This window comes from Pantoea sp. R102 (assembly GCF_004916815.1).
Lineage (GTDB): Bacteria > Pseudomonadota > Gammaproteobacteria > Enterobacterales > Enterobacteriaceae > Pantoea > Pantoea dispersa.
The window spans coordinates 1-19,812 of sequence record NZ_SDFT01000131.1; the positions used below are offsets into that span (position 1 = coordinate 1).

The following is a 19,812-nucleotide window of genomic DNA, read 5'->3' on the forward strand; positions in this document are numbered from 1 at the left end:
TCCGGCGGTGCATGAAGTGCCGGAAGATGCGCAGAGCTACCCGGCGGTCACACCGGAACAGTTGCTCGAGCTGGAAGAGAAGCTGCGGAAATAATCGGCGAGAGGCCAGCAGCCGGATCTGACGTTGGCGAGTTAAGCAGGATCGCGGCGATGCTGCCGGTGCGCATCAATGCGCACCCTACAAAATAGCGGCCATCCCTGCAAGTCTCACCGCTATCCTTATTGTGCAATAAAAACAAAAAGGGCCGCGTTGCCGCAGCCCTGATGGTTGACCTTGTTCTCTGCTATTTCTTACGCGCGTATTTCAGCGAATCAAGCGCCACGGCGAAGATGATGATGCCGCCCTTGATGATGTACTGCCAGTACGGGTTCACGCCGATGTAGGTCAGACCGTAGTTGATGACGGTGAAGATGATCACACCGGTCACCACACCCGCGACGGTACCTACCCCGCCGGCGAACGACACGCCGCCCACCACGCAGGCTGCAATCGCATCCAGCTCATACATAAAGCCGAGGTTGTTAGTGGCGCTGCCGATACGGCCCGCTTCCAGCATCCCGCCGAAGGCATAGAACACGCCGGACAGCGCATACACCAGGATCAGGTTAAGCGGAACGTTAACGCCAGAAACTTTCGCCGCTTCCGGGTTACCGCCGATAGCAAAAATGTTTTTGCCGAAGCGGGTTTTATTCCACAGGATCCAGACGAACACGATAGCGATAATCGCATAGAAGGTGATGAACGACAGCTTGAAGTCGCCGAAGCGCAGGAAGCCCTGGGCAAACTTCGAGAAGCCAGCGTCAAATCCGGCAATCGGTGAAGCGCCCACGAAGTCGTAGTACAGCGAGTTGATGCCGTAAACGATGATCATGGTGCCCAGCGTGGTGATAAACGGCGTCACCTTCAGGTAAGCAATGATCACGCCATTAACCAGACCAATCACGCCACCGATGATGCACACGGTCAGAATCACCAGCGGAATCGGCACGGTTTCCAGATGCGGGAACACCTTGTTGGCGTTATCCATCGACTGCAGCAGCGTTGCTGCCACCACCGCCGCCAGACCCACCTGGCGCCCTGCCGACAGGTCGGTGCCCTGGGTCACGATCAGACCGGCTACGCCGAGTGCGATAATAATACGGACCGATGACTGAGTCAGAATGTTACTCAGGTTCATCAGGCTTAAAAAGGTCGGATCCTGGAAAATAATAATCGCCAGCAGTACCAACAGGACAACATAAATGCCGCCCTCTTTTAACCAGGTTAGCGCATTCTTTTTAGTAGTCGCTTTCATGTTAAAGCCCTTGCTTCATTAAAGGTGTAATGACGCTAAACGCAGGATTTCATTCTGCGAGGTCGTTTTAGTATCGACAATGCCCGCTACCTGACCATTACTCATTACCAAAATACGGTCGGTAATGCCCAGCAGCTCTGGCATTTCAGAAGAGATAATAATGATGCCCTTTTCTTTTTTCGCCAGCTCCGAGATCAGCTGATAAATCTCGAATTTAGCGCCGACGTCAATACCGCGCGTCGGTTCATCAAGCATCAGTATTTCCGGCTGCGTCAATAACCAGCGACCAATAATGACTTTTTGCTGGTTACCGCCGGAGAGCGATCCAATTTGGGTATGATGGCCGGGCGTTTTCACCCGCATGGCATCAATGACCCACTGGGTATCGCTTTTCATGCGTTTATTATCCAGCAGACCCATACTGGATTTATATTTCTTGATATTAGAAATGAGCGAGTTAAAGCCAATATCCAGGTAGGCATAAATCCCGGTGGAACGCCGCTCTTCCGTCACCAGCGCAAAACCATGGTTGATGGCCTCGTTGGCGCTGTGGTTATTAATCGCTTTACCGTGCAGTTTAATGGTGCCGCCCGACTTCTCACGGATACCAAATAAGGTTTCCACAATGTCAGTACGCTTGGCGCCCACCAGGCCGGCAATCCCCAGAATCTCGCCTTTGTGCAGGTCAAACGAGATATCACGGATCGATGGCTGGCGCAGCGAGGTCAGATTGCGCACCTCAAGAATCACTTCACCCGGCACGTTAGTTTTGTCCGGGAAGCGCTGGTTGAGTGAACGGCCGACCATCATGGCGATGATCTTGTCCATGTCCAGCCCTTCCAGCGGCTGAGTGGCAATCCACTGGCCGTCACGCAGAATGGTGATCTCATCGCACAGCTGGAAAATCTCTTCCATTTTATGCGAAATATAAACAATACCGCAGCCGCGATCTTTCAGCTTACGGATAATGGTGAACAGGTGGTTAACTTCTTTTTCGGTCAGCGATGACGTGGGCTCATCCATAATGACGATTTTCGCGTCATAGGAAAACGCCTTGGCGATTTCAATCATCTGCATTTGCGATACCGAAAGCGTCGCGACTTTATCACGCGGATCGATATCAATATCTAATTCATCAAAGATCGCTTTGGTATCACGATACATTTTATCCTGATCGACAAACGGACCTTTGCGCGGATAGCGCCCCAGCCACATGTTGTCCATCACGTTGCGCTGCAGCACCAGATTTAATTCCTGATGCACCATTGAAACGCCATTTTCCAGCGCCTCTTTGGAGGATTTGTAATCTATTTCCTCACCCTGAAACAGGATGCTCCCCGTATCCTTTTTATAAATCCCAAACAGGCATTTTAATAAAGTGGATTTACCGGCGCCGTTTTCACCCATTAAGGCATGGACGGAGTGCGGCCGCACTTTTAAATTCACATTATCTAAGGCTTTCACCCCTGGAAATGATTTCGAGACATTCGTCATCTCCAGCAGATATTCTCGCTGTGTGGTCGGATTCTCACTGGCCATAATTTACCTGGCTAAAAAAAGCGTTGGTCAGATGCAATAAGGCGCGGCAGAAAAGCCGCGCCCGGGACGAATTACTTCACAAACTGCGACAGGTTTTCTTTATCAACCGGTACGTACGGTACGCGTACGACTTTGCCATCCATCTTGAAGTTGGTACCTGCGGTTGGCTCTTTGCCATTGGCCAGGTTGTTAGCAATGTCCAGCGTGGCTTTCGCCTGGTTTTCCGCATCGTTCAGCACGGTACCGGCCATCGCACCGGATTTCACCAGCGCCAGCGCTTCTGGCAGGGCGTCAACACCAAATACCGGAATGCTGGTTTTGTTGTGCGCCTTCAGCGCTTCAACCGCACCCATCGCCATCGCATCGTTGTTCGCGATGATTACTTCAATTTTGTTGGCGTTCGGGCCAGACAGCCAGGCGTCCACTTTGTCTTTCGCCTGCGCGGTATCCCACATTGCAGTATCCATCGCCAGCTGCTGGGTTTTGATGCCGTCTTTGTTTAGGGTTTCGATAACGTATTTGGTACGCGCTTCGGCATCCGGATGGCCCGGTTCACCTTTCAGCAGCACGAACTGAATCTGACCGTCTTTGTTCAGATCCCAGGCTGGCGTGGCTTTCCAGTGTTTCTCGATCAGCTCACCCTGCTTGATGCCGGACTCTTTGGAGTCGGTACCGACATAGTAAGCTTTGTCGTAGCTGGCCAGCACTTTCGCGTTAGGCTCTTTGTTGAAGAACACCACCGGCACGTCGTTCGAGCGCGCTTTGTCGATCACCACTGCCGCAGCAGCCGGATCCACCAGGTTGATAGCCAGCGCTTTCACGCCTTTCGCCATCAGCACGTCAATCTGGTCGTTCTGTTTGGATTGGTCGTTCTGTGAGTCGTTCATCAGCAGCTGAATGCCGCCAACGGCTTTCGCCTCTTTTTCGATGTCTTTGCGCACCATCGACATGAAGTTGTCGTCATATTTATAAATTGTCACGCCAATGCGGGTATCGGCGGCGTGCGCAGTTGCACCAAACATCATGCTGGCAACCAGTGCTGTGAGCGTGAAAACCTTCTTATTCATGGTATCTCCGGTTTTTTTATGCAGGGTATTTCATCGCGCCGTATTGCCTGCGGGCAGACAGCGCAGTCGGTTGAAACGCTATTTTTTTATGGGGCAGGCGCTGCTACCAAGCCGGACCACCATCGCTATCCTGACTTCCCTGTAGGTAAACGCTTCCTGAAGTGTGTTGTGAACCATTTCAATCGGCTACTGAAACCAGACCGGGGAAGGAAAGCCCGGCGTTACATAATGTTTCAGTCCGGTAAGACGCTGCCATCATAGTGAGCGCCATGTTAATTAACTGTGAATACAATCACAGATTGGAAACGGTTACACGGCGCTATCGCCTGAATTAGTGACCGACTCCACAATTTGCCGCTGCGCCACTGAATGGCGCCGCACCAGCGTAGGCATGAAGCAGTGCGCGGCGTGCGGATCGAGCGTGCCTGCTGCGCCCTGCAGGGCCAGCTCAGTCGCCAGTTTCGCCATAGAAACAATGGGATAGCGTACCGTGGTCAATTGCGGGTCGGTGTAGCGGGAAATGGGGATATCATCGAAGCCGATGACAGAGAAATGCTGCGGCACCTGAATACCGTTATCTTTCAGCGCAGTGAGCGCACCGGCCGCCATGCCATCGTTATAGGAGAACACCGCAGTGAGGTGCAGATTGCGCCCCAGCAGTTCCACCATCGCGGCTTCACCGCCCTGCATGTCCGGTTCGGCATGTGCAATCCAGCCCTCCGGCGGGCGGATGCCCTGCTCCGCCAGCGCCTGCAGCCAGCCGTCGCGGCGCTGCGCCACGTCCTCAATCGGATGGCTGGAGCTGAGGTATCCAATGCGCTGATGGCCCTGCTGTAACAGCATACGCGTCGCTACCTGCGCCCCGGTGACATTATCGAGGCAGACGCAGCGGTGCTCGTAACCGGGAATAGTACGATTAATCAGGACCATACCGGGGACCTGATCCATAAACCGGGCCAGCTCCGCGTCTGTAAGCGTTTTCGCGTGCACCACCAGCGCGTTGCAGCGCTGGCGGATCAGCACCTCAATGGCATGGCGTTCTTTCTCTTCCTGATGCCACGAATTGCTGATGAGCACATGCTTGTGCATGCGCTGCGCCACGGTATCCACCGCTTTAACCAGCGCACCAAAGAAGGGATCGGAAACGTCCATGACCACCACGCCGATGGTATCGCTCACCTGGGTCGCCAGCGCCTGCGCGTTGGCATTCGGCCGGTAGCCGAGCGATTCAACCGCCTGCAGCACGGCTTCGCGGGTATCAGAGGTGACTGCACTGCTGTTATTGAGCACCCGCGACACGGTGGCAACGGAAACCCCGGCCTGACGGGCGACATCACGAATCGTTATCATGCAGTTGTTCCACAGAGGAGAAAATGCGCGACTGGCGCGTAACGGCGCTATTCTGTCAGGGCATCGGAAACAGCTGCGTGAATTACGTCACACGGATGAAAACGGTTACATACAATTATGCAACCTTTGTGATGAACATCATTATCTGCCGGCGGACGCGTTATCCGCTTTTCCGGCGGCGAGCTGCGTCAGCCGGCGCCAGAGCCACTCCATCGGTCCCTGCGGGAAGACGCGCAGCCACAGCACGGAGAACAGAATATTGACCAGCCAGATAGCTGGTACAAAGGCCAGTAGTTGCAGGCGGTCAAATTTGAGGAACAGATCGAAGCGGTAGAACAGCGTGGTGCAGATTAGCGTCTGCAGCAGATAATTGCTCAGCGCCATGCGGCCGACGCACTGAATGGCGTAACTGAACCGCGTGGCGGCGATGGCCGGCCAGTAACCGAGACAGAGCGCAGCGTAGCCAAGGCTGATAAACGGACTGGCGAGATCGCGTGGCACCTGCAGGAAAAAGCCGCTCCAGCGAAATTCCCACTGTAGCAGCCACTGTGCCATCACGCCGGGTATGGCAATCAGCCAGCCGATGGTCAGTAACAGCGCCGCCGCGCGTCGGTAGTGTTGCAGACTAAACTGGCCGCTGAGCCAGCCGCTGCGCATCAGCGCGGCACCGATCAGCATCAGCCCGGCCAGCTGCCAGCCATACTGCGAAGCCAGCGCCATCAGGCCGGATGACAGGTGCTCGAGGCGATTCTGCACCGCTTCCCAGCCGCCGACCAGTTTCCAGTAGCTCTCATACTCCAAGTCTGCCGCGCCCGGCAGCCATGAGCGCGTCGGCTGCGGACTGGAGATGATGCCAAACACCAGCAGCACGGCACAGCCCACCAGATAGAGCAGCACCCCGGTATGTAATAGCGCCCGCTCCGATGGCACGTCACGCAGCATGCGCCAGACAATCAACCCAATCAGGCCATAATCCAGCAGGATGTCGCCTTCCCACAGGAACACCGCGTGGATGAACCCGATGAAGACCAGCAGCGTTAAGCGCGAGGAGATCCAGCGGCTGCCGCGCGGCACCTGCAGTGCCAGCCCGGCACCAAACAGCAGCGCAAACAGCGTCAGGAATTTTAGCTGCGCCAGGCCATCCATGATTGCCCAGGTCCAGGCATCAGAAACGGAGGCTTCACCCTGCCAGGCCGGATTGAGATAGGCCGCCGAGGGCAGACCAAAGCCGACGATATTCAGCAGCAATATGCCGAGAATGGCGCAACCACGAATGAAATCCAGCGCGAGATAGCGTTGCATCGAGTGCCCTGACGGTGAGAGGAACACGGGCGACAACGACGCCGCCCGCGCTGCTTAGCTGTGGCGTACCGCGCGCAGAAACTCCTGACGCGTGTTCTGGCTCGATTTGAACAATCCGCCGAGTGAAGTGGTGGTGGTCGCGCTGGTCGCATCTTTGACGCCGCGCGCTTTCACGCAGTAGTGCACCGCATCGATCGACACCGCCACGTTATTGGTGCCCAGCAGGGTTTGCAGCGCCACCAGCACCTGCTGGGTTAAACGCTCCTGCACCTGAGGACGCTGGGCGAAGAACTGTACGATACGGTTGATCTTCGACAGGCCAATCACCTTGTCTTTAGGGATATAGGCCACGGTGGCTTTGCCGTCGATGATCACGAAGTGGTGTTCACAGGTGCTGGTCAGGGTGATATCACGCACGGTGACCATTTCGTCCACCTTCATCTTGTTTTCGATGACGGTGATTTTCGGGAAGTTGGCGTAATCCAGACCTGAAAAGATTTCGTCGACGTACATCTTGGCGATGCGGTGCGGCGTCTCCATCAGGCTGTCGTCTTCCAGGTCCAGATTCAGCAGCTGCATAATCTGGGTCATGTGGCCGGCGATCTCGCGCTTGCGTGACGCGTCGTCCATGTCGCGCACCGGGGCGCGTAATGGCGTTTCCAGGCCACGCGCCAGCAGTGCTTCGTGAACCAGGGCGGCTTCCTGACTTAAGGTGCTCATCGTACTCTTCTCCGGCAGGTGATGCGCCCGCAGGTCTGCGCCTGCGGGGGAAATTCTGAGCGCGTATTGTGAAACACAACGCGCGCTTAATCCAGCAATCAATCCGATTGGAAATGAAAGCGTTTCAGGTGGGCGATCGCCGCATCACCAGCGCCCCCGCCAGCAGCAACCCGCCTCCGGCCACCCACAGCGCCGGATCGAGCCGGTGCCACAGCAGGCTGGAAATCCAGGACAGCAGCGGCCCACCGAGCTGTCCGATGGCATAACCGGTCGTGAGCAGGCCGGCGAGATAGCGCGCGTGGTGCGGCGCCAGCTCCCGGCTGTACTGCAGCGACAGCTGCACCACGCAGAGAAAGCCGCCGCCAATCAGCAGCGCCGCCAGCAACAGACCGTTGATGCCCGGCAGTACGATGGCCGCGATTACGCCCAGCGCCTGCGCCCACAGCACCAGCGCCAGCCGCCGATGGCTGCTGCCCCAGTGGCGCGTCACGATCCCCAGCACGATGCCGATCACCGCCGCGCCGCCAAACACCGGCCAGACAAACTGCGCAAAAGCGCTATCAGGGAAGCGCGCTGCCGCCATTTGCGACAGGAAGGTGGCGGGCAGAATATAGCCAAAGCCGGCGAGGCTGTAGCTGAGGATCAGGCGCTTCAGGTCACGCGTCAGCAGCAGCGGTGCGGCGGCCTGTTGCGGACGATGCAGCTGTCCGCTGCGCGGCAGGAAGCGCGCAATCGCGGCAATCAGCAGCAGCGCCAGCACACCGTACGCCGCCCAGGCAAACGCCGCGCTCACGCCGCTGGCGTGCAGCAGTACCGCCAGCATGCCGCTGATGAAGATGCCGGTGCCGGGACCGGCAAACACCGCTGCCGACAGGCCCGGCCGGCCGTGGTGCAGCAGTTGCTCATTGCTCCATGCTGCCACCAGCACCATTGCCCAGCCGCTGGCGACGCCGATCAGGAAACGCACCACCGCATGCAGCCACGGCCCGCTGATACAGGCGGACAGCAACGTCAGCGCGACGGCACCCCAGACGCCCAGCTGCAGCCGCCACTCCACGCGCCGCTGCGCGCGCATCGCGTCAAACGATCCGGCCAGATAACCGAGATAGTTCAGCGCCGCGACCAGGCTGGCACTGGCGAGCGTGAGCTGACCGTCGTGAATCATCAGCGGCACCTGCGGGGTAAACGCAAATCGCCCAATCCCCATTGCAACCACTAAACTTAAAAACGCGCTAAGCGCGACTCGCCACGCCATTCTGACTCCGGATCGATTGGATTATCACTTGTCAGCAGCATGCATGACGTTTAGACTCACGAAAAGTGAATAATATTAACCAAGTTGTTTACGAGAAGAGAATATGGATTTAGTACAGCTCCGCATGTTCTGTTCTGTGGCCGAAACCGGCTCACTGGCGCGCGCCGCCGAAATGCTGCATCGCGTGCCGTCTAATCTCACCACGCGACTGCGACAGCTGGAAGAAGAAATCGGCGTCGATCTGTTTATTCGTGAGAAGCAGCGCATTCGTTTGTCGCCGATGGGCCACAATTTCCTCAATTATGCGCAGCGCATTCTGGCATTGAGCGACGAGGCGCTGAACATGGCGCGCGCCGGTGAACCCGGTGGTAACTTTGCCTTCGGTTCGATGGAGAGCACCGCCGCCACCCGCCTGCCGGGATTGCTGGCCGCCTATCATCAGCGCTTCCCCAACGTCGCGCTGTCGCTGGTGACCGGCACCTCAGGCGATATCATCGATAAAGTGCGCGCCGGCACGCTGGCGGCGGCGCTGGTGGACGGTCCGGCCAGTCATGACGATCTGAATGGCTGCATCGCCTTTCGTGAAGAGATGGTGCTGATCACCAGCCTCGAACACGCGCCGATTCACAGCGCCCGCGATACGCAGGGCGATACGCTGTTTGCCTTTGGCAACAGCTGCTCGTACCGCACCCGGCTGGAGTCCTGGTATCGCGACAGCCAGAGCGCACCGCACAGCGTTATGGAGATTCAGTCTTATCACGCCATGGTCGCCTGCGTAGCCGGTGGCGGCGGCGTGGCGATGATTCCCGCCTCGGTGCTGGCGCAGATGCCAGCCCGCGCGCGCGTGCAGCAGCACAGCCTGCCGCCGACCTGGCGCGACACGGCCACCTGGCTGATGTGGCGCCGCGACGCCTTTACGCCCAACGTTGAGGCGCTGAAGTATCTGATTATTGAAATGTTTGATGACCGCCCGCTCAACGATGAACTGCTGCATCCGCTGCAGGCCGCTGAGTAAGCGTTATTTTTTATCCAATCACGACATCACAGGAAGAGGGATTGCATGAACATGATTAAAACCCGCGCGGCCGTGGCCTGGGCTGCTGGCGAACCGCTGAAGATTGAAGAAGTGGATCTGATGCCGCCACAGAAAGGGGAAGTGCTGGTGCGTATCGTTGCCACCGGCGTGTGCCATACCGATGCTTACACCCTGTCAGGTAAAGATCCGGAAGGCGTATTCCCGGCGATCCTCGGTCACGAAGGTGGCGGCGTGGTTGAAGCGGTGGGCGAAGGCGTTACCAGCGTAGCGGTCGGCGATCACGTGATCCCGCTGTACACGCCAGAGTGCGGCAAGTGTAAATTCTGTCTCTCCGGCAAAACCAACCTGTGTCAGGCAATCCGCACCACACAGGGCAAAGGGCTGATGCCCGACGGCACCACCCGCTTCTTCAAAGACGGCAAGCCAATCTTCCATTACATGGGCACCTCGACCTTCTCTGAGTACACCGTCGTACCGGAAATCTCCCTGGCGAAAATCAGCAAAGAAGCGCCGCTGGAAGAAGTGTGCCTGCTCGGCTGTGGCGTGACCACCGGCATGGGCGCGGTGATGAATACCGCCAAAGTGAAAGAAGGCGACACCGTGGCGATTTTCGGCCTTGGCGGTATTGGCCTGTCGGCGATCATTGGGGCGAAAATGGCGAAGGCCGGTCGCATCATCGGTATTGATATCAACACCAGCAAGTTTGACCTGGCGCGCAAACTGGGCGCAACCGACCTGGTTAATCCGAAAGATTTTGCTAAGCCAATTCAGGAGGTTATCGTCGAGATGACCGACGGCGGCGTGGACTTCTCGTTTGAGTGTATCGGTAACGTCAACGTGATGCGTTCCGCGCTGGAGTGCTGCCATAAAGGCTGGGGCGAATCAGTGATTATTGGCGTTGCCGGTGCAGGCGAAGAGATATCTACCCGACCATTCCAGCTGGTTACCGGTCGCGTATGGCGCGGGTCGGCGTTTGGCGGCGTGAAAGGACGCACTCAGCTGCCGGGCATCGTGCAGGATTACCTCGACGGTAAGTTTGCGCTGAATGATTTCATCACCCACACCATGCCGCTGGAAGAGATCAACGAGGCATTTGAGCTGATGCATGAAGGCAAATCGATCCGTTCCGTGGTGCATTTTAATAAGTAAGCAGGAGGCGATATGGCATCCACTCTGGAGCTGCTGGAAGAACACCGTATTTTTGGCGGCTGGCAGCAGCGCTGGCGTCATCAGTCCGCCGTGCTCAACTGCCCGATGACGTTCAGCATTTTTCTGCCACCGCCGCGCGACGACGCGCCACCGCCGGTGGTGTGGTTTCTCGCCGGGTTGACCTGCAACGATGAGAACTTCACCACCAAAGCCGGTGCGCAGCGCGTGGCGGCCGAACTCGGTCTGGTGCTGATTATGCCGGACACCAGCCCGCGCGGCGATGCAGTGGCCAATGACAGCGGGTACGATCTGGGCCAGGGTGCCGGGTTTTATCTCAACGCCACGCAGCAACCGTGGGCGGCACATTATCGCATGTTCGATTATCTCAGCGAGGAGCTGCCGGCACTGGTGGCGGATAACTTCAAGCTGAGCGATCGCCAGTCGGTAATGGGGCATTCGATGGGCGGCCACGGCGCGCTGGTGCTGGCGCTGCGCCTCGGCGGGCGCTTTGCGTCGGCGTCCGCGTTTGCGCCAATCGTCAATCCGACCGAAGTGCCGTGGGGACAGAAAGCCTTTGCCGCCTATCTGGGCGACGATCGCCAGACGTGGCGCGAGTGGGATAGCTGCCTGCTAATGCAGAACGCTGAACATCGCCTGCCGGTGCTGATCGATCAGGGCGATAGCGATCAGTTCCTCGCCGATCAGCTACGCCCGGAGCGGCTGGAAGCAGTGGCGCGCGAGCAGAACTTCCCGCTGGAGCTGCGTATCCAGCCGGGGTATGACCACAGCTACTTCTTTATCGCCAGCTTTGTGGAGGACCATCTGCGGTTCCACGCGCAGCATTTACTGGCGTAGTGCACTTTTCTGCCCCTCTGATGCTGAGGGGCAGAACGTGTCTGGCGTCAGGCCAGCGATTCCGCCACCAGCCCATCAATCATTACCTGCGGCATGCCCTGTGAGCAGTGCTCAATGCGGCCGCGCACGCCATACACCTGCGCCAGCGTCTCCGGCGTAATCACCTGCGACGGCACACCGTCGGCCAGCAGTTGCCCCTGCTTCAGCATCAGCGCGTGATCGGCATGACGCAGCGCGATATTGATGTCATGCACCACCACCACCGTCACCATGTTGCGCAGCCGGGTTTCGCGCCGCACCAAATCCATCACGTGGAACTGATAATTCAAATCCAGCGCGCTGAGCGGTTCATCCAGCAGCAGCAGTTCCGGACGGCGAATCAGCGACTGCGCCAGCCCGACCAGCTGCTTCTGGCCGCCGGACAGCTGATCGAGGTAGCGCATCGCCAGATGGGCAATGCCCAGTTGCTCCAGCAGGTGCATGATTTCCACTTCACTGGCCGCACTGTGTAATCCACCGGAGGCACGCTGCGCCACGATGATCGACTCCAGCACGTGCAGATGCACACCGGCTGGCAGCGTCTGCGGCAGATAGACCACGCGCTGCGCGCGCCGGGCAAACGGCTGGCTCATCAGCTCTTCGCCATTGAGCCACAGCTCGCCCTGCCCTTTGCTCAGACCGGCCAGCGCGCGCAGCAGCGTCGATTTGCCGCAGCCGTTGGGCCCCAGCAGCACGGTGATTTTGCCGCGTGGCAGCTGCGTGACATTGAGATCGTCGATAACGTTCCGCTTCGGGTAACCGGCATAAAAGTGGCTGACGCGTAAGCCCTGCTCCATCACACTGTCCCCCGATGCCGCAGAATAATGCTGAGAAAGAACGGCACGCCCACCAGCGAGGTGACGATGCCGACCGGAATGATGACGCCGGGAATGAGGTTTTTCGAGGCCACCGATGCCAGCGACAGCACCAGCGCGCCGGTCAGCGCACTGGCTGGCAGATAGTAGCGGTGATCTTCACCAAACATCATGCGCGCAATGTGCGGCGCGACCAGGCCGATAAAGCCGATCGGGCCGACGAATGCCACCGCCAGCGCCGAGAGAATGCTGATGCGCAGCAGCGTCGCCAGCCGCAGCCGCCGCACGTCAATGCCGAAACTCACCGCGCGATCTTCACCAAGGCGCAGCGCCGTGAGTTTCCAGCTGCTGAGCATCGAGAACGGCAGCAGGATGGCAAAGGCGGCGCTCAACACGCCCAGTTTTTCCCATGAGGCACGCGCCAGACTGCCCATGGTCCAGAACACCAGGCCCTGCAGCGTATCTTCGCTGGCGATGAACTGCATCATCGAAACCAGGGCGTTAAAGGTGAACACCAGCGCGATGCCAAACAGCACCACGCCGGAGGTTGAGACTTTGGTCCAGCGCGTGATGCCATCCAGCATTAGCGCGGCAAACAAGGCGAAGACAAAGGCATTGGCGGAGATCAGCCACTGATCCGGCACGCCGGGAATACCGATGCCGAGAATGATTGCCAGCGCGGCACCAAACGCCGCTGCCGACGAGACGCCGAGCGTAAACGGGCTGGCCAGCGGGTTATTAAGGATGGTCTGCATTTCAGCACCGGCGAGGCCGAGTGAGAAGCCGACCACCACCGCCATCAGCGCATACGGCAGACGGATGTCCCAGACGATCACGCGCGTGCCGGCGTCCACCGCTGCGGGATGGAGCAGCGTTTGCCACAGCGTGTCGAGCGTCAGGCCGGCCGGGCCAAGGGTGAAATCGAGGATAACTGAAGCGAGGATCGCCAGCACCAGCACACCAATCAGCAGCAGTCGCTGACGCAGAACCTGACGATAACGGGTCAGGGTATCGGCTTCGGTGCCATGTTCCGCCACCAGCGCGGAGTCCGTACTACGCATTGTTCTACCTGTTTCCTGTCGCCTTATAACGGCTGCCACAATAGAGCAGGTGATAATAATTATCAATGCTGTCTCTGTAACAAAGCCCGAATGGTTTGCGCCAGGTTTGCATAGCGTAATAAATCGCAAAAAAAAACGCGGCCGGGGCCGCGTTGTCAGGCATTACTGCTTAAAGGAGGGGAATTCCATCTCGCTGTATTTTACGAAGCGGGTGCCGCGCGTCAGCTTATAACCCAGCCAGATCACCAGGAACAGCGGAATGCCGATATAGGTTGCGGCTACGCCGTACCAGTCGATGCGATCGGCGAGGAATGCCTGATAATTCTGCCCCAGCGTAATGATCAGACACAGCGCGAACGCAAACATCGGACCCAGCGGGAAGAAGCCGGAGCGGTAAGGCAGATCGGCCAGATTCAGCCCCTGCGCCACATAGCCGCGGCGGAAGCGATAATGGCTGATAGCAATGCCGAGCCAGGCGATAAAGCCGGTCATCCCTGACGTATTCAGCAGCCACAGGTACACTTCCTGATTGCCAAATTTCGAGGTCAGGAAGCACAGCGCTGCCACCACCGTGGTCGCCAGCAGGGCATTGCGCGGTACGCCGCCTTTCGACAGTTTCGCAAAAATGCGCGGTGCCTTGCCTTCCTGCGCCAGGTTAAACAGCATACGCGTTGAGGCGTACATGCCGGAGTTACCCGCCGACAGCACCGCCGTCAGGATCACCGCGTTCATCACCGCCGCTGCGGACAGCAGACCGGCATTCTGGAACACCAGCGTGAACGGGCTGACGCTGATATCGGTGACATCGTTATGCAGCAGCTGTGGATCGGTATACGGCAGAATCAGGCTGATGATCAGGATCGCGAACACATAGAACAGCAGAATGCGCCAGAACACCTGGCGCACCGCGCGCGGGATATTCTTCGCCGGGTCTTCTGATTCACCGGCGGCAATCCCGATCAGTTCGGTGCCCTGGAAAGAGAAGCCGACAATCATCGCCACGCCAATCATCGCCGCAAACCCGCCGGCAAACGGCGCATCTCCCACCGTCCAGTTGTGCCAGCCAGCATTTTCTGCGCCGCGCAGGATGCCGGTAATCATCAGCACACCGACCACAATAAAGATAATGACGGTGGCGACTTTGATCAGCGAGAACCAGTATTCCGCCTCGCCGAAGCCTTTAACCGAAATGTAGTTGAGCAGGAACATCAGACCGAGGAACAGCGCGCTCCAGATCCAGCCCGGCGTGTCCGGGAACCAGTAGTTCATCACCAGCTGTGAGGCGACGAGGTCAACGGCGATGGTCACCGCCCAGTTGTACCAGTAGTTCCAGCCCAGCGCGAAGCCAAAGCCCTCTTCGACATATTTAGCGCCGTAGGTGGCAAAGGAACCGGAGACCGGCATAAACGCCGCCAGTTCGCCGAGACTGGTCATCAGGAAGTAGACCATCAGGCCGATCAGCGCGTAGGAGAGTAACGCACCGCCAGGACCCGCCTGAGAGATAGTGGCACCCGAGGCGACAAACAGGCCGGTGCCGATGGAACCGCCAATGGCGATCATGGTGAGATGGCGCGCTTTTAATTCACGGCGCAGCCCAGGTTGTTGTGTTGTTTTTGAGTCATTATGCATGTGTAAACGCTATGCTGGATAAAAATAAGGCGCGATTGTAGCAGCAAAGCCTGCACTGTATAGCATTCGCCTCGGGTTATTAGTTACCTTCATAATCGGCCGGGAATTATTAGCCACAGCACAGGGGAGACTGCGGCTATTCCCGGCAATAGGCGAGGAAGCGGCTCAGCGCTTTCGACAGATGTTTCTGCCGGTGATGGATGCGATACAGGGTGCGCGTCAGGCGCGGCAGGGGCACCGGGACTTCCGTCAGCGTGCCCGCCTCCAGCAAATCGGTAATCACCCGGCGCGATAAGCAGCTGATGCCCATGCCGTGGCGCACCGCGTGTTTAATCGCCTCCGAGTTGCCCAACTCCATCCCCAGCTGAAACTGCGGCAGGTGCGACAGCAGCAGGTAATCGACAATCTCACGCGTACCGGAACCGCGCTCGCGCAGGATCCACGGCGCAGCGGCCAGCGTATCCAGCGTCACTGGCTGCTGTAACAGCGGCGCATCCGGCGCGGCGAACACCACCAGTTCATCTTCCAGCCACGGTTCGCTGATGATATCCGGCTCATGGCACGGCCCTTCAATCAGGCCAATGTCGACGCGAAAATCGGCCACCGCATTGATGGCGTCCTGGCTGTTGCCGACGCTCAGCTCCAGCGGCAGCGTGGGAAAATCACGGCGATACGCGGCGATCATCCCCGGCAGCAGATAGTTGCCGATGGTGCTGCTGGCAAACAGGCGAATCGCTCCGTTGTCCTCTTTAAACAGCTGTTCGATCTCAATCGCCTGCTCCAGCAGCCCGACCGCACGTGGATAGAGCAGCCGGCCGTGCTCGTTGAGCACCAGCCGTTTGCCGACGCGGTCAAACAGCTGCACGCCGAGCTGACTTTCCAGATCGGCCAGGGCCGCGCTGACCGCCGACTGCGACAGCGCCAGCACCTGCGAGGCCTGAGTGGTGGAGCCGCTTTTCAGCACCTCGGTAAACACTTCAATCTGACGCAGCGTAATGTGCATGCGTGCTCCTTACATGGCGTACCGTTTCACCAGATAGATCACCACCGCCAGCCAGATCAGCAGCATCAGAATCAGGCCGCTCCAGCTGACGATCTTTTTGCCGCGCGCCCGTTGCACCTCGGCGCGTTCGGCGCTGCTGATGCGCACGTCGCGCGGCAGCAGACGCAGCAGGATCATCACGCCAAGCGGGATGATAATCGCGTCATCCAGCAGGCCAATAATCGGGATGAAGTCCGGAATCAGATCGATGGGGCTGAGCGCATAAGCGACGATGCCAAACGCCAGCAGCTTAAACCACCACGGCGTACGCGGATCGCGACAGGCAAACCACAGCGTCAGCACGTCCCGTTTGATGAGCTTCGCCCAGCGGCGCAAGCGCATGAACATTGTTGCCCTTCCTTATCACTTATTCCGGTTGATTATAAATATATTATCAATTTCACTTTTAAGCCAGCCAGGCGCACGCTAAAGCCTCACTGAGGAGAAGCGTATTATGGCTGAACTAAGCGTCAACAAAACCCCTTTTCATATTCATCGCTGGCTGCCGGGACTGCTGCTGACCGCCGCCATCGCCGCAGGTGCCGCGTGGCTGGCCAGTCAGCCGTGGCTGGCTGGCGCGGGATTCGGCGCGCTGACGCTGGCCATCATTATCGGCATCGTGCTGGGTAATAGCCTGTATCCCCGCGTTGCGACCCCGTGCGACAGCGGGGTGCTGCTGGCCAAACAGCGACTGCTGCGCCTCGGCATCATTCTTTACGGCTTCCGTATCACCGTGCAGCAGATCGCCGATGTCGGCGTCAGCGGCGTGCTGATTGATGTGCTGGTGCTGAGCTCAACCTTTCTGATCACCTGCCTGATCGGCATGCGTTTACTGAAAATGGATCGCGAAACCGTGTGGCTGATTGGTGCCGGCAGCAGCATTTGCGGTGCGGCAGCGGTGCTGGCAAGTGAACCGGTGATCAAAGCCGCACCGTCGAAAGTGGCGGTCGCGGTGGCCACCGTGGTGCTGTTTGGCACCGTCGGCATTGTGCTGTACCCGTTTCTCTGGACGCTGCTGCCGCAGGTCAGCGCGCAGCACTTTGGCGTCTTTACCGGCTCGACGCTGCACGAAGTGGCGCAGGTGGTGGCGGCCGGCCATGCAATGGGCGCGGAAACGGAGAACACGGCGGTGATCGCCAAGATGCTGCGGGTGATGATGCTGGCACCGTTTCTGCTGATCCTCGGCAGCTGGCTGCAGCGCCAGCGCAGCCACCAGCGTCAGGCACAGCAGCCGATCCGCTTTCCGTGGTTTGCCCTGTTGTTTATTGTGGTGGCGCTGTTTAACTCGCTGCATCTGCTGCCACCGCCGGTGGTAGCGGGACTGAATCAGCTGGCGAATCTGCTGCTGGCGATGGCGATGGCGGCGCTGGGCTTAACCACCCGTTTCGGCGCGCTGAAGCAGGCGGGCGTCAAACCGCTGCTGCTTGGTCTGCTGATGTTTATCTGGCTGATTCTCGGCGGCGGCGCACTGAATGTGCTGGTGCAACATTTCATGGCGTAAGCGCATCCGCTATCATGGGCGTTTTGCATCAGCAATCGCCCATTCAGGAGAGCGGCATGAAATATATCGGCGCACACGTAAGCGCATCCGGCGGCGTAGACCAGGCAGTGATCCGTGCCCATGAAATCGAAGCCACAGCCTTTGCGCTGTTCACTAAAAATCAGCGCCAGTGGAAAGCCGCGCCGCTCTCTGCGCAGGTGATCGACGCTTTTAAAACCGCCTGCGATCAATACAACTTTAGCGCCGCGCAAATCCTGCCGCACGACAGCTATCTGATTAACCTCGGCCACCCGGTGATGGACGCGCTGGAGAAATCGCGCGAGGCGTTTATCGATGAGATGCAGCGCGCCGAACAGCTTGGTCTGACGCTGCTCAACTTCCATCCCGGCAGCCACCTGCAGCAGATTGATGAAGATGCCTGCCTGAAGCGCATCGCCGAGTCGATCAACATTGCGCTGGATAAAACCCACAACGTGGTAGCAGTGATTGAGAATACCGCCGGCCAGGGCAGCAACCTCGGTTTCCGCTTTGAACACCTCGCGGCGATTATTGACCACGTCGAGGATAAATCGCGCGTCGGCGTATGCATCGACACCTGCCACGCCTTCGCTGGCGGATATGATTTACGCAGCCAAGCTGCCTGTGAAGCCACCTTTGCCGAGTTTGAGCGCGTGGTGGGCTTTCAGTATCTGCGCGGTATGCACCTGAACGATGCCAAAAGCACGCTCGGCAGCCGCGTGGATCGCCATCACAGCCTCGGCGAGGGCAACATTGGCAAGACCGCGTTTAGCTGGCTGATGAAGGATGCGCGTTTTGACGGTATCCCGATGATTCTCGAAACCATCAATCCGGATATCTGGAAGGATGAAATTGCCTGGCTGAAGGCCGAGCAGCAGGCGTAACGGGTTTCACCGGGGCCTGTCGTCAATAAAAAAGGGAGCCGCGGCTCCCTTTGTTGTTCCTGGCTGCCGTTACGCGGCTTTGGCCAGTTCCTCTTCCGGACGTTTCAGAATCGCATAGCCCAGACCCGCAATCAGCGTACCAATCACAATCGCCAGCAGGTAACCCAGCACCGGCGTAATGGCGCCTGGAATCAGCAGGACGAACAGCCCGCCGTGCGGCGCCATCAGTTTGGCACCCATCGCCATGGAGATCGCACCGGTCACTGCGCCACCCACGATACAGCATGGCAGCACGCGCATCGGATCACGCGCCGCAAACGGAATGGCACCTTCGGAGATAAAGCACAGGCCGAGTACCAGCGCGGCTTTACCGCCCTCCTGCTGACCTTTATTGAACTTACGACGCGCTACCAGCGTTGCCAGCCCCATCGCCAGCGGTGGCACCATACCGGCCGCCATGATCGCGGCCATCGGCGCGTAGGTTTGCGAACTCAGCAGACCAACACCAAACGCGTAAGCCACTTTGTTCACCGGACCGCCCATGTCGGTACACATCATGCCGCCCAGAATCGCGCCCAGCAGGACCGCGTTAGCAGTGCCCATGTTCGCCAGCCAGCTGGTCAGGCCGCTCATGATGCCAGCAACCGGTTTGCCTACCACGTAAATCATCAGCAGGCCGGTAATCAGACTGGCCACCAGCGGAATGATCAGAATCGGCTTCAGCGCTTCCATACTTTGCGGCAGCTTCACTTTGCTGCTCAGCAGTTTCGCGGCGTAACCGGCGATGAAACCGGCGATGATGCCGCCAAGGAAACCGGCGTTGATGCTGGTGGCGATCATGCCGCCAATCAGACCCGGCGTCAGGCCCGGACGGTCAGCAATCGAGAAGGCGATAAAGCCCGCCAGCACCGGCACCATCAGCGCAAAGGCGCTGCCGCCACCGATCTGCATCAGCGCCGCGGCTAAGGTGCCCTGCTCTTTAAACGCGGTAATCCCAAAGGCGAATGACAGCGCAATGCTCAGACCGCCGGCGACCACCATCGGCAGCATATAAGATACGCCGGTCAGCAGATGCCGATAGGCACCGGCTTTCTCTTTGCTGTCGCTCTGGCTGGCTGCCGCCTGGTTGCCGGAAGGCTGCCAGACTTTGGCTTCCGCCTGCGCTTTATCCAGCTCCTGTGCGGTTTTCTTCAGCGCCAGACTGGTGGAGGTGCGGTACATCGGCTTGCCGGCAAATTTCGCCAGGTCAACGTCG

18 protein-coding genes and 1 pseudogene are annotated in these 19,812 nt (G+C 58.5%); 6 read left to right on the forward strand and 13 right to left on the reverse strand.

The window, feature by feature from the left end:
* Positions 1 to 94, forward strand: a pseudogene (locus ERD80_RS14250) (outer membrane permeability protein SanA); the annotation flags it as partial.
* 190 nt (positions 95 to 284) lie between these two features.
* Here the strand turns inward: ERD80_RS14250 and mglC are convergent.
* The 7 genes from mglC to ERD80_RS14285 form a co-directional block, all read right to left on the reverse strand.
* Positions 285 to 1,295 (reverse strand): galactose/methyl galactoside ABC transporter permease MglC, encoded by a 1,011-nt coding sequence (mglC, locus tag ERD80_RS14255; protein ID WP_021509284.1) that lies wholly within the window; start codon positions 1,293 to 1,295, stop codon positions 285 to 287.
* Between the two features lie 18 nt (positions 1,296 to 1,313).
* A complete protein-coding gene (mglA, locus tag ERD80_RS14260; RefSeq protein WP_021509283.1) occupies positions 1,314 to 2,834 on the reverse strand; it encodes a galactose/methyl galactoside ABC transporter ATP-binding protein MglA in 1,521 nt (506 codons plus the stop codon).
* Positions 2,835 to 2,905: 71 nt separating this feature from the next.
* Complete coding sequence (mglB, locus tag ERD80_RS14265; RefSeq protein ID WP_021509282.1) at positions 2,906 to 3,901, reverse strand: galactose/glucose ABC transporter substrate-binding protein MglB; 996 nt, start codon at positions 3,899 to 3,901, stop codon at positions 2,906 to 2,908.
* 309 nt (positions 3,902 to 4,210) lie between these two features.
* Positions 4,211 to 5,251 (reverse strand): HTH-type transcriptional regulator GalS, encoded by a 1,041-nt coding sequence (gene galS, locus ERD80_RS14270; RefSeq protein WP_021509281.1) that lies wholly within the window; start codon positions 5,249 to 5,251, stop codon positions 4,211 to 4,213.
* A 141-nt stretch (positions 5,252 to 5,392) separates the two neighbouring features.
* On the reverse strand, positions 5,393 to 6,553 hold the full coding sequence (yeiB, locus tag ERD80_RS14275; protein WP_136547342.1) for a DUF418 domain-containing protein YeiB: 1,161 nt from the start codon (positions 6,551 to 6,553) through the stop codon (positions 5,393 to 5,395).
* 54 nt (positions 6,554 to 6,607) lie between these two features.
* A complete protein-coding gene (folE, locus tag ERD80_RS14280; protein WP_021509279.1) occupies positions 6,608 to 7,273 on the reverse strand; it encodes a GTP cyclohydrolase I FolE in 666 nt (221 codons plus the stop codon).
* 124 nt (positions 7,274 to 7,397) lie between these two features.
* The gene (locus ERD80_RS14285) at positions 7,398 to 8,528 is read right to left on the reverse strand and encodes a YbfB/YjiJ family MFS transporter (protein ID WP_132465091.1); all 1,131 of its coding nucleotides are present in this window, start codon (positions 8,526 to 8,528) and stop codon (positions 7,398 to 7,400) included.
* 103 nt (positions 8,529 to 8,631) lie between these two features.
* Between ERD80_RS14285 and ERD80_RS14290 the strand changes: the two genes are divergently transcribed.
* From ERD80_RS14290 to fghA, 3 genes are read left to right on the forward strand one after another with little or no spacing between them, the layout of a single operon-like run.
* The gene (locus tag ERD80_RS14290; RefSeq protein ID WP_058757258.1) at positions 8,632 to 9,543 is read left to right on the forward strand and encodes a LysR family transcriptional regulator; all 912 of its coding nucleotides are present in this window, start codon (positions 8,632 to 8,634) and stop codon (positions 9,541 to 9,543) included.
* A 45-nt stretch (positions 9,544 to 9,588) separates the two neighbouring features.
* Positions 9,589 to 10,713, forward strand: coding sequence for an S-(hydroxymethyl)glutathione dehydrogenase/class III alcohol dehydrogenase (locus tag ERD80_RS14295; protein ID WP_021509276.1), 1,125 nt, complete (start codon positions 9,589 to 9,591; stop codon positions 10,711 to 10,713).
* A 12-nt stretch (positions 10,714 to 10,725) separates the two neighbouring features.
* Positions 10,726 to 11,568: an S-formylglutathione hydrolase gene (fghA, locus tag ERD80_RS14300; RefSeq protein ID WP_021509275.1), complete on the forward strand. Its 843-nt coding sequence runs from the start codon at positions 10,726 to 10,728 to the stop codon at positions 11,566 to 11,568.
* Positions 11,569 to 11,615: 47 nt separating this feature from the next.
* Here the strand turns inward: fghA and ERD80_RS14305 are convergent, their stop codons facing one another.
* The 5 genes from ERD80_RS14305 to ERD80_RS14325 form a co-directional block, all read right to left on the reverse strand.
* Positions 11,616 to 12,404, reverse strand: a complete 789-nt coding sequence (locus tag ERD80_RS14305; RefSeq protein WP_136547344.1) for an ABC transporter ATP-binding protein — start codon at positions 12,402 to 12,404, stop codon at positions 11,616 to 11,618.
* On the reverse strand, positions 12,404 to 13,483 hold the full coding sequence (locus ERD80_RS14310; RefSeq protein ID WP_058757255.1) for an iron ABC transporter permease: 1,080 nt from the start codon (positions 13,481 to 13,483) through the stop codon (positions 12,404 to 12,406). Before ERD80_RS14310 ends, ERD80_RS14305 begins: the two co-directional genes overlap by 1 nt.
* A 162-nt stretch (positions 13,484 to 13,645) precedes the next feature.
* Complete coding sequence (locus ERD80_RS14315; protein WP_021509272.1) at positions 13,646 to 15,112, reverse strand: amino acid permease; 1,467 nt, start codon at positions 15,110 to 15,112, stop codon at positions 13,646 to 13,648.
* Positions 15,113 to 15,248: 136 nt separating this feature from the next.
* On the reverse strand, positions 15,249 to 16,115 hold the full coding sequence (gene yieE / locus ERD80_RS14320) for a DNA-binding transcriptional regulator YeiE (protein WP_136547346.1): 867 nt from the start codon (positions 16,113 to 16,115) through the stop codon (positions 15,249 to 15,251).
* Positions 16,116 to 16,124: 9 nt separating this feature from the next.
* Positions 16,125 to 16,502: a YkvA family protein gene (locus ERD80_RS14325; RefSeq protein ID WP_058757253.1), complete on the reverse strand. Its 378-nt coding sequence runs from the start codon at positions 16,500 to 16,502 to the stop codon at positions 16,125 to 16,127.
* 106 nt (positions 16,503 to 16,608) lie between these two features.
* Between ERD80_RS14325 and ERD80_RS14330 the strand changes: the two genes are divergently transcribed.
* Both ERD80_RS14330 and nfo read left to right on the forward strand, forming a co-directional pair.
* Positions 16,609 to 17,655, forward strand: coding sequence for a YeiH family putative sulfate export transporter (locus ERD80_RS14330; protein WP_136547348.1), 1,047 nt, complete (start codon positions 16,609 to 16,611; stop codon positions 17,653 to 17,655).
* 56 nt (positions 17,656 to 17,711) lie between these two features.
* On the forward strand, positions 17,712 to 18,557 hold the full coding sequence (gene nfo / locus ERD80_RS14335) for a deoxyribonuclease IV (protein WP_136547350.1): 846 nt from the start codon (positions 17,712 to 17,714) through the stop codon (positions 18,555 to 18,557).
* 69 nt (positions 18,558 to 18,626) lie between these two features.
* Here the strand turns inward: nfo and fruA are convergent.
* A partial coding sequence (gene fruA, locus ERD80_RS14340; RefSeq protein ID WP_136547352.1) for a PTS fructose transporter subunit IIBC occupies positions 18,627 to 19,812 on the reverse strand: 1,186 nt, incomplete at its 5' end.

Coding starts and splice junctions, on each gene's coding strand:
- mglC (WP_021509284.1), bottom strand. CDS start 1,295: ATGAAAGCGACTACTAAAAAGAATGCGCTAACCTGGTTAAAAGAGGGC.
- mglA (WP_021509283.1), bottom strand. CDS start 2,834: ATGGCCAGTGAGAATCCGACCACACAGCGAGAATATCTGCTGGAGATG.
- mglB (WP_021509282.1), bottom strand. CDS start 3,901: ATGAATAAGAAGGTTTTCACGCTCACAGCACTGGTTGCCAGCATGATG.
- galS (WP_021509281.1), bottom strand. CDS start 5,251: ATGATAACGATTCGTGATGTCGCCCGTCAGGCCGGGGTTTCCGTTGCC.
- yeiB (WP_136547342.1), bottom strand. CDS start 6,553: ATGCAACGCTATCTCGCGCTGGATTTCATTCGTGGTTGCGCCATTCTC.
- folE (WP_021509279.1), bottom strand. CDS start 7,273: ATGAGCACCTTAAGTCAGGAAGCCGCCCTGGTTCACGAAGCACTGCTG.
- ERD80_RS14285 (WP_132465091.1), bottom strand. CDS start 8,528: ATGGCGTGGCGAGTCGCGCTTAGCGCGTTTTTAAGTTTAGTGGTTGCA.
- ERD80_RS14290 (WP_058757258.1), top strand. CDS start 8,632: ATGGATTTAGTACAGCTCCGCATGTTCTGTTCTGTGGCCGAAACCGGC.
- ERD80_RS14295 (WP_021509276.1), top strand. CDS start 9,589: ATGAACATGATTAAAACCCGCGCGGCCGTGGCCTGGGCTGCTGGCGAA.
- fghA (WP_021509275.1), top strand. CDS start 10,726: ATGGCATCCACTCTGGAGCTGCTGGAAGAACACCGTATTTTTGGCGGC.
- ERD80_RS14305 (WP_136547344.1), bottom strand. CDS start 12,404: ATGGAGCAGGGCTTACGCGTCAGCCACTTTTATGCCGGTTACCCGAAG.
- ERD80_RS14310 (WP_058757255.1), bottom strand. CDS start 13,483: ATGCGTAGTACGGACTCCGCGCTGGTGGCGGAACATGGCACCGAAGCC.
- ERD80_RS14315 (WP_021509272.1), bottom strand. CDS start 15,112: ATGCATAATGACTCAAAAACAACACAACAACCTGGGCTGCGCCGTGAA.
- yieE (WP_136547346.1), bottom strand. CDS start 16,115: ATGCACATTACGCTGCGTCAGATTGAAGTGTTTACCGAGGTGCTGAAA.
- ERD80_RS14325 (WP_058757253.1), bottom strand. CDS start 16,502: ATGTTCATGCGCTTGCGCCGCTGGGCGAAGCTCATCAAACGGGACGTG.
- ERD80_RS14330 (WP_136547348.1), top strand. CDS start 16,609: ATGGCTGAACTAAGCGTCAACAAAACCCCTTTTCATATTCATCGCTGG.
- nfo (WP_136547350.1), top strand. CDS start 17,712: ATGAAATATATCGGCGCACACGTAAGCGCATCCGGCGGCGTAGACCAG.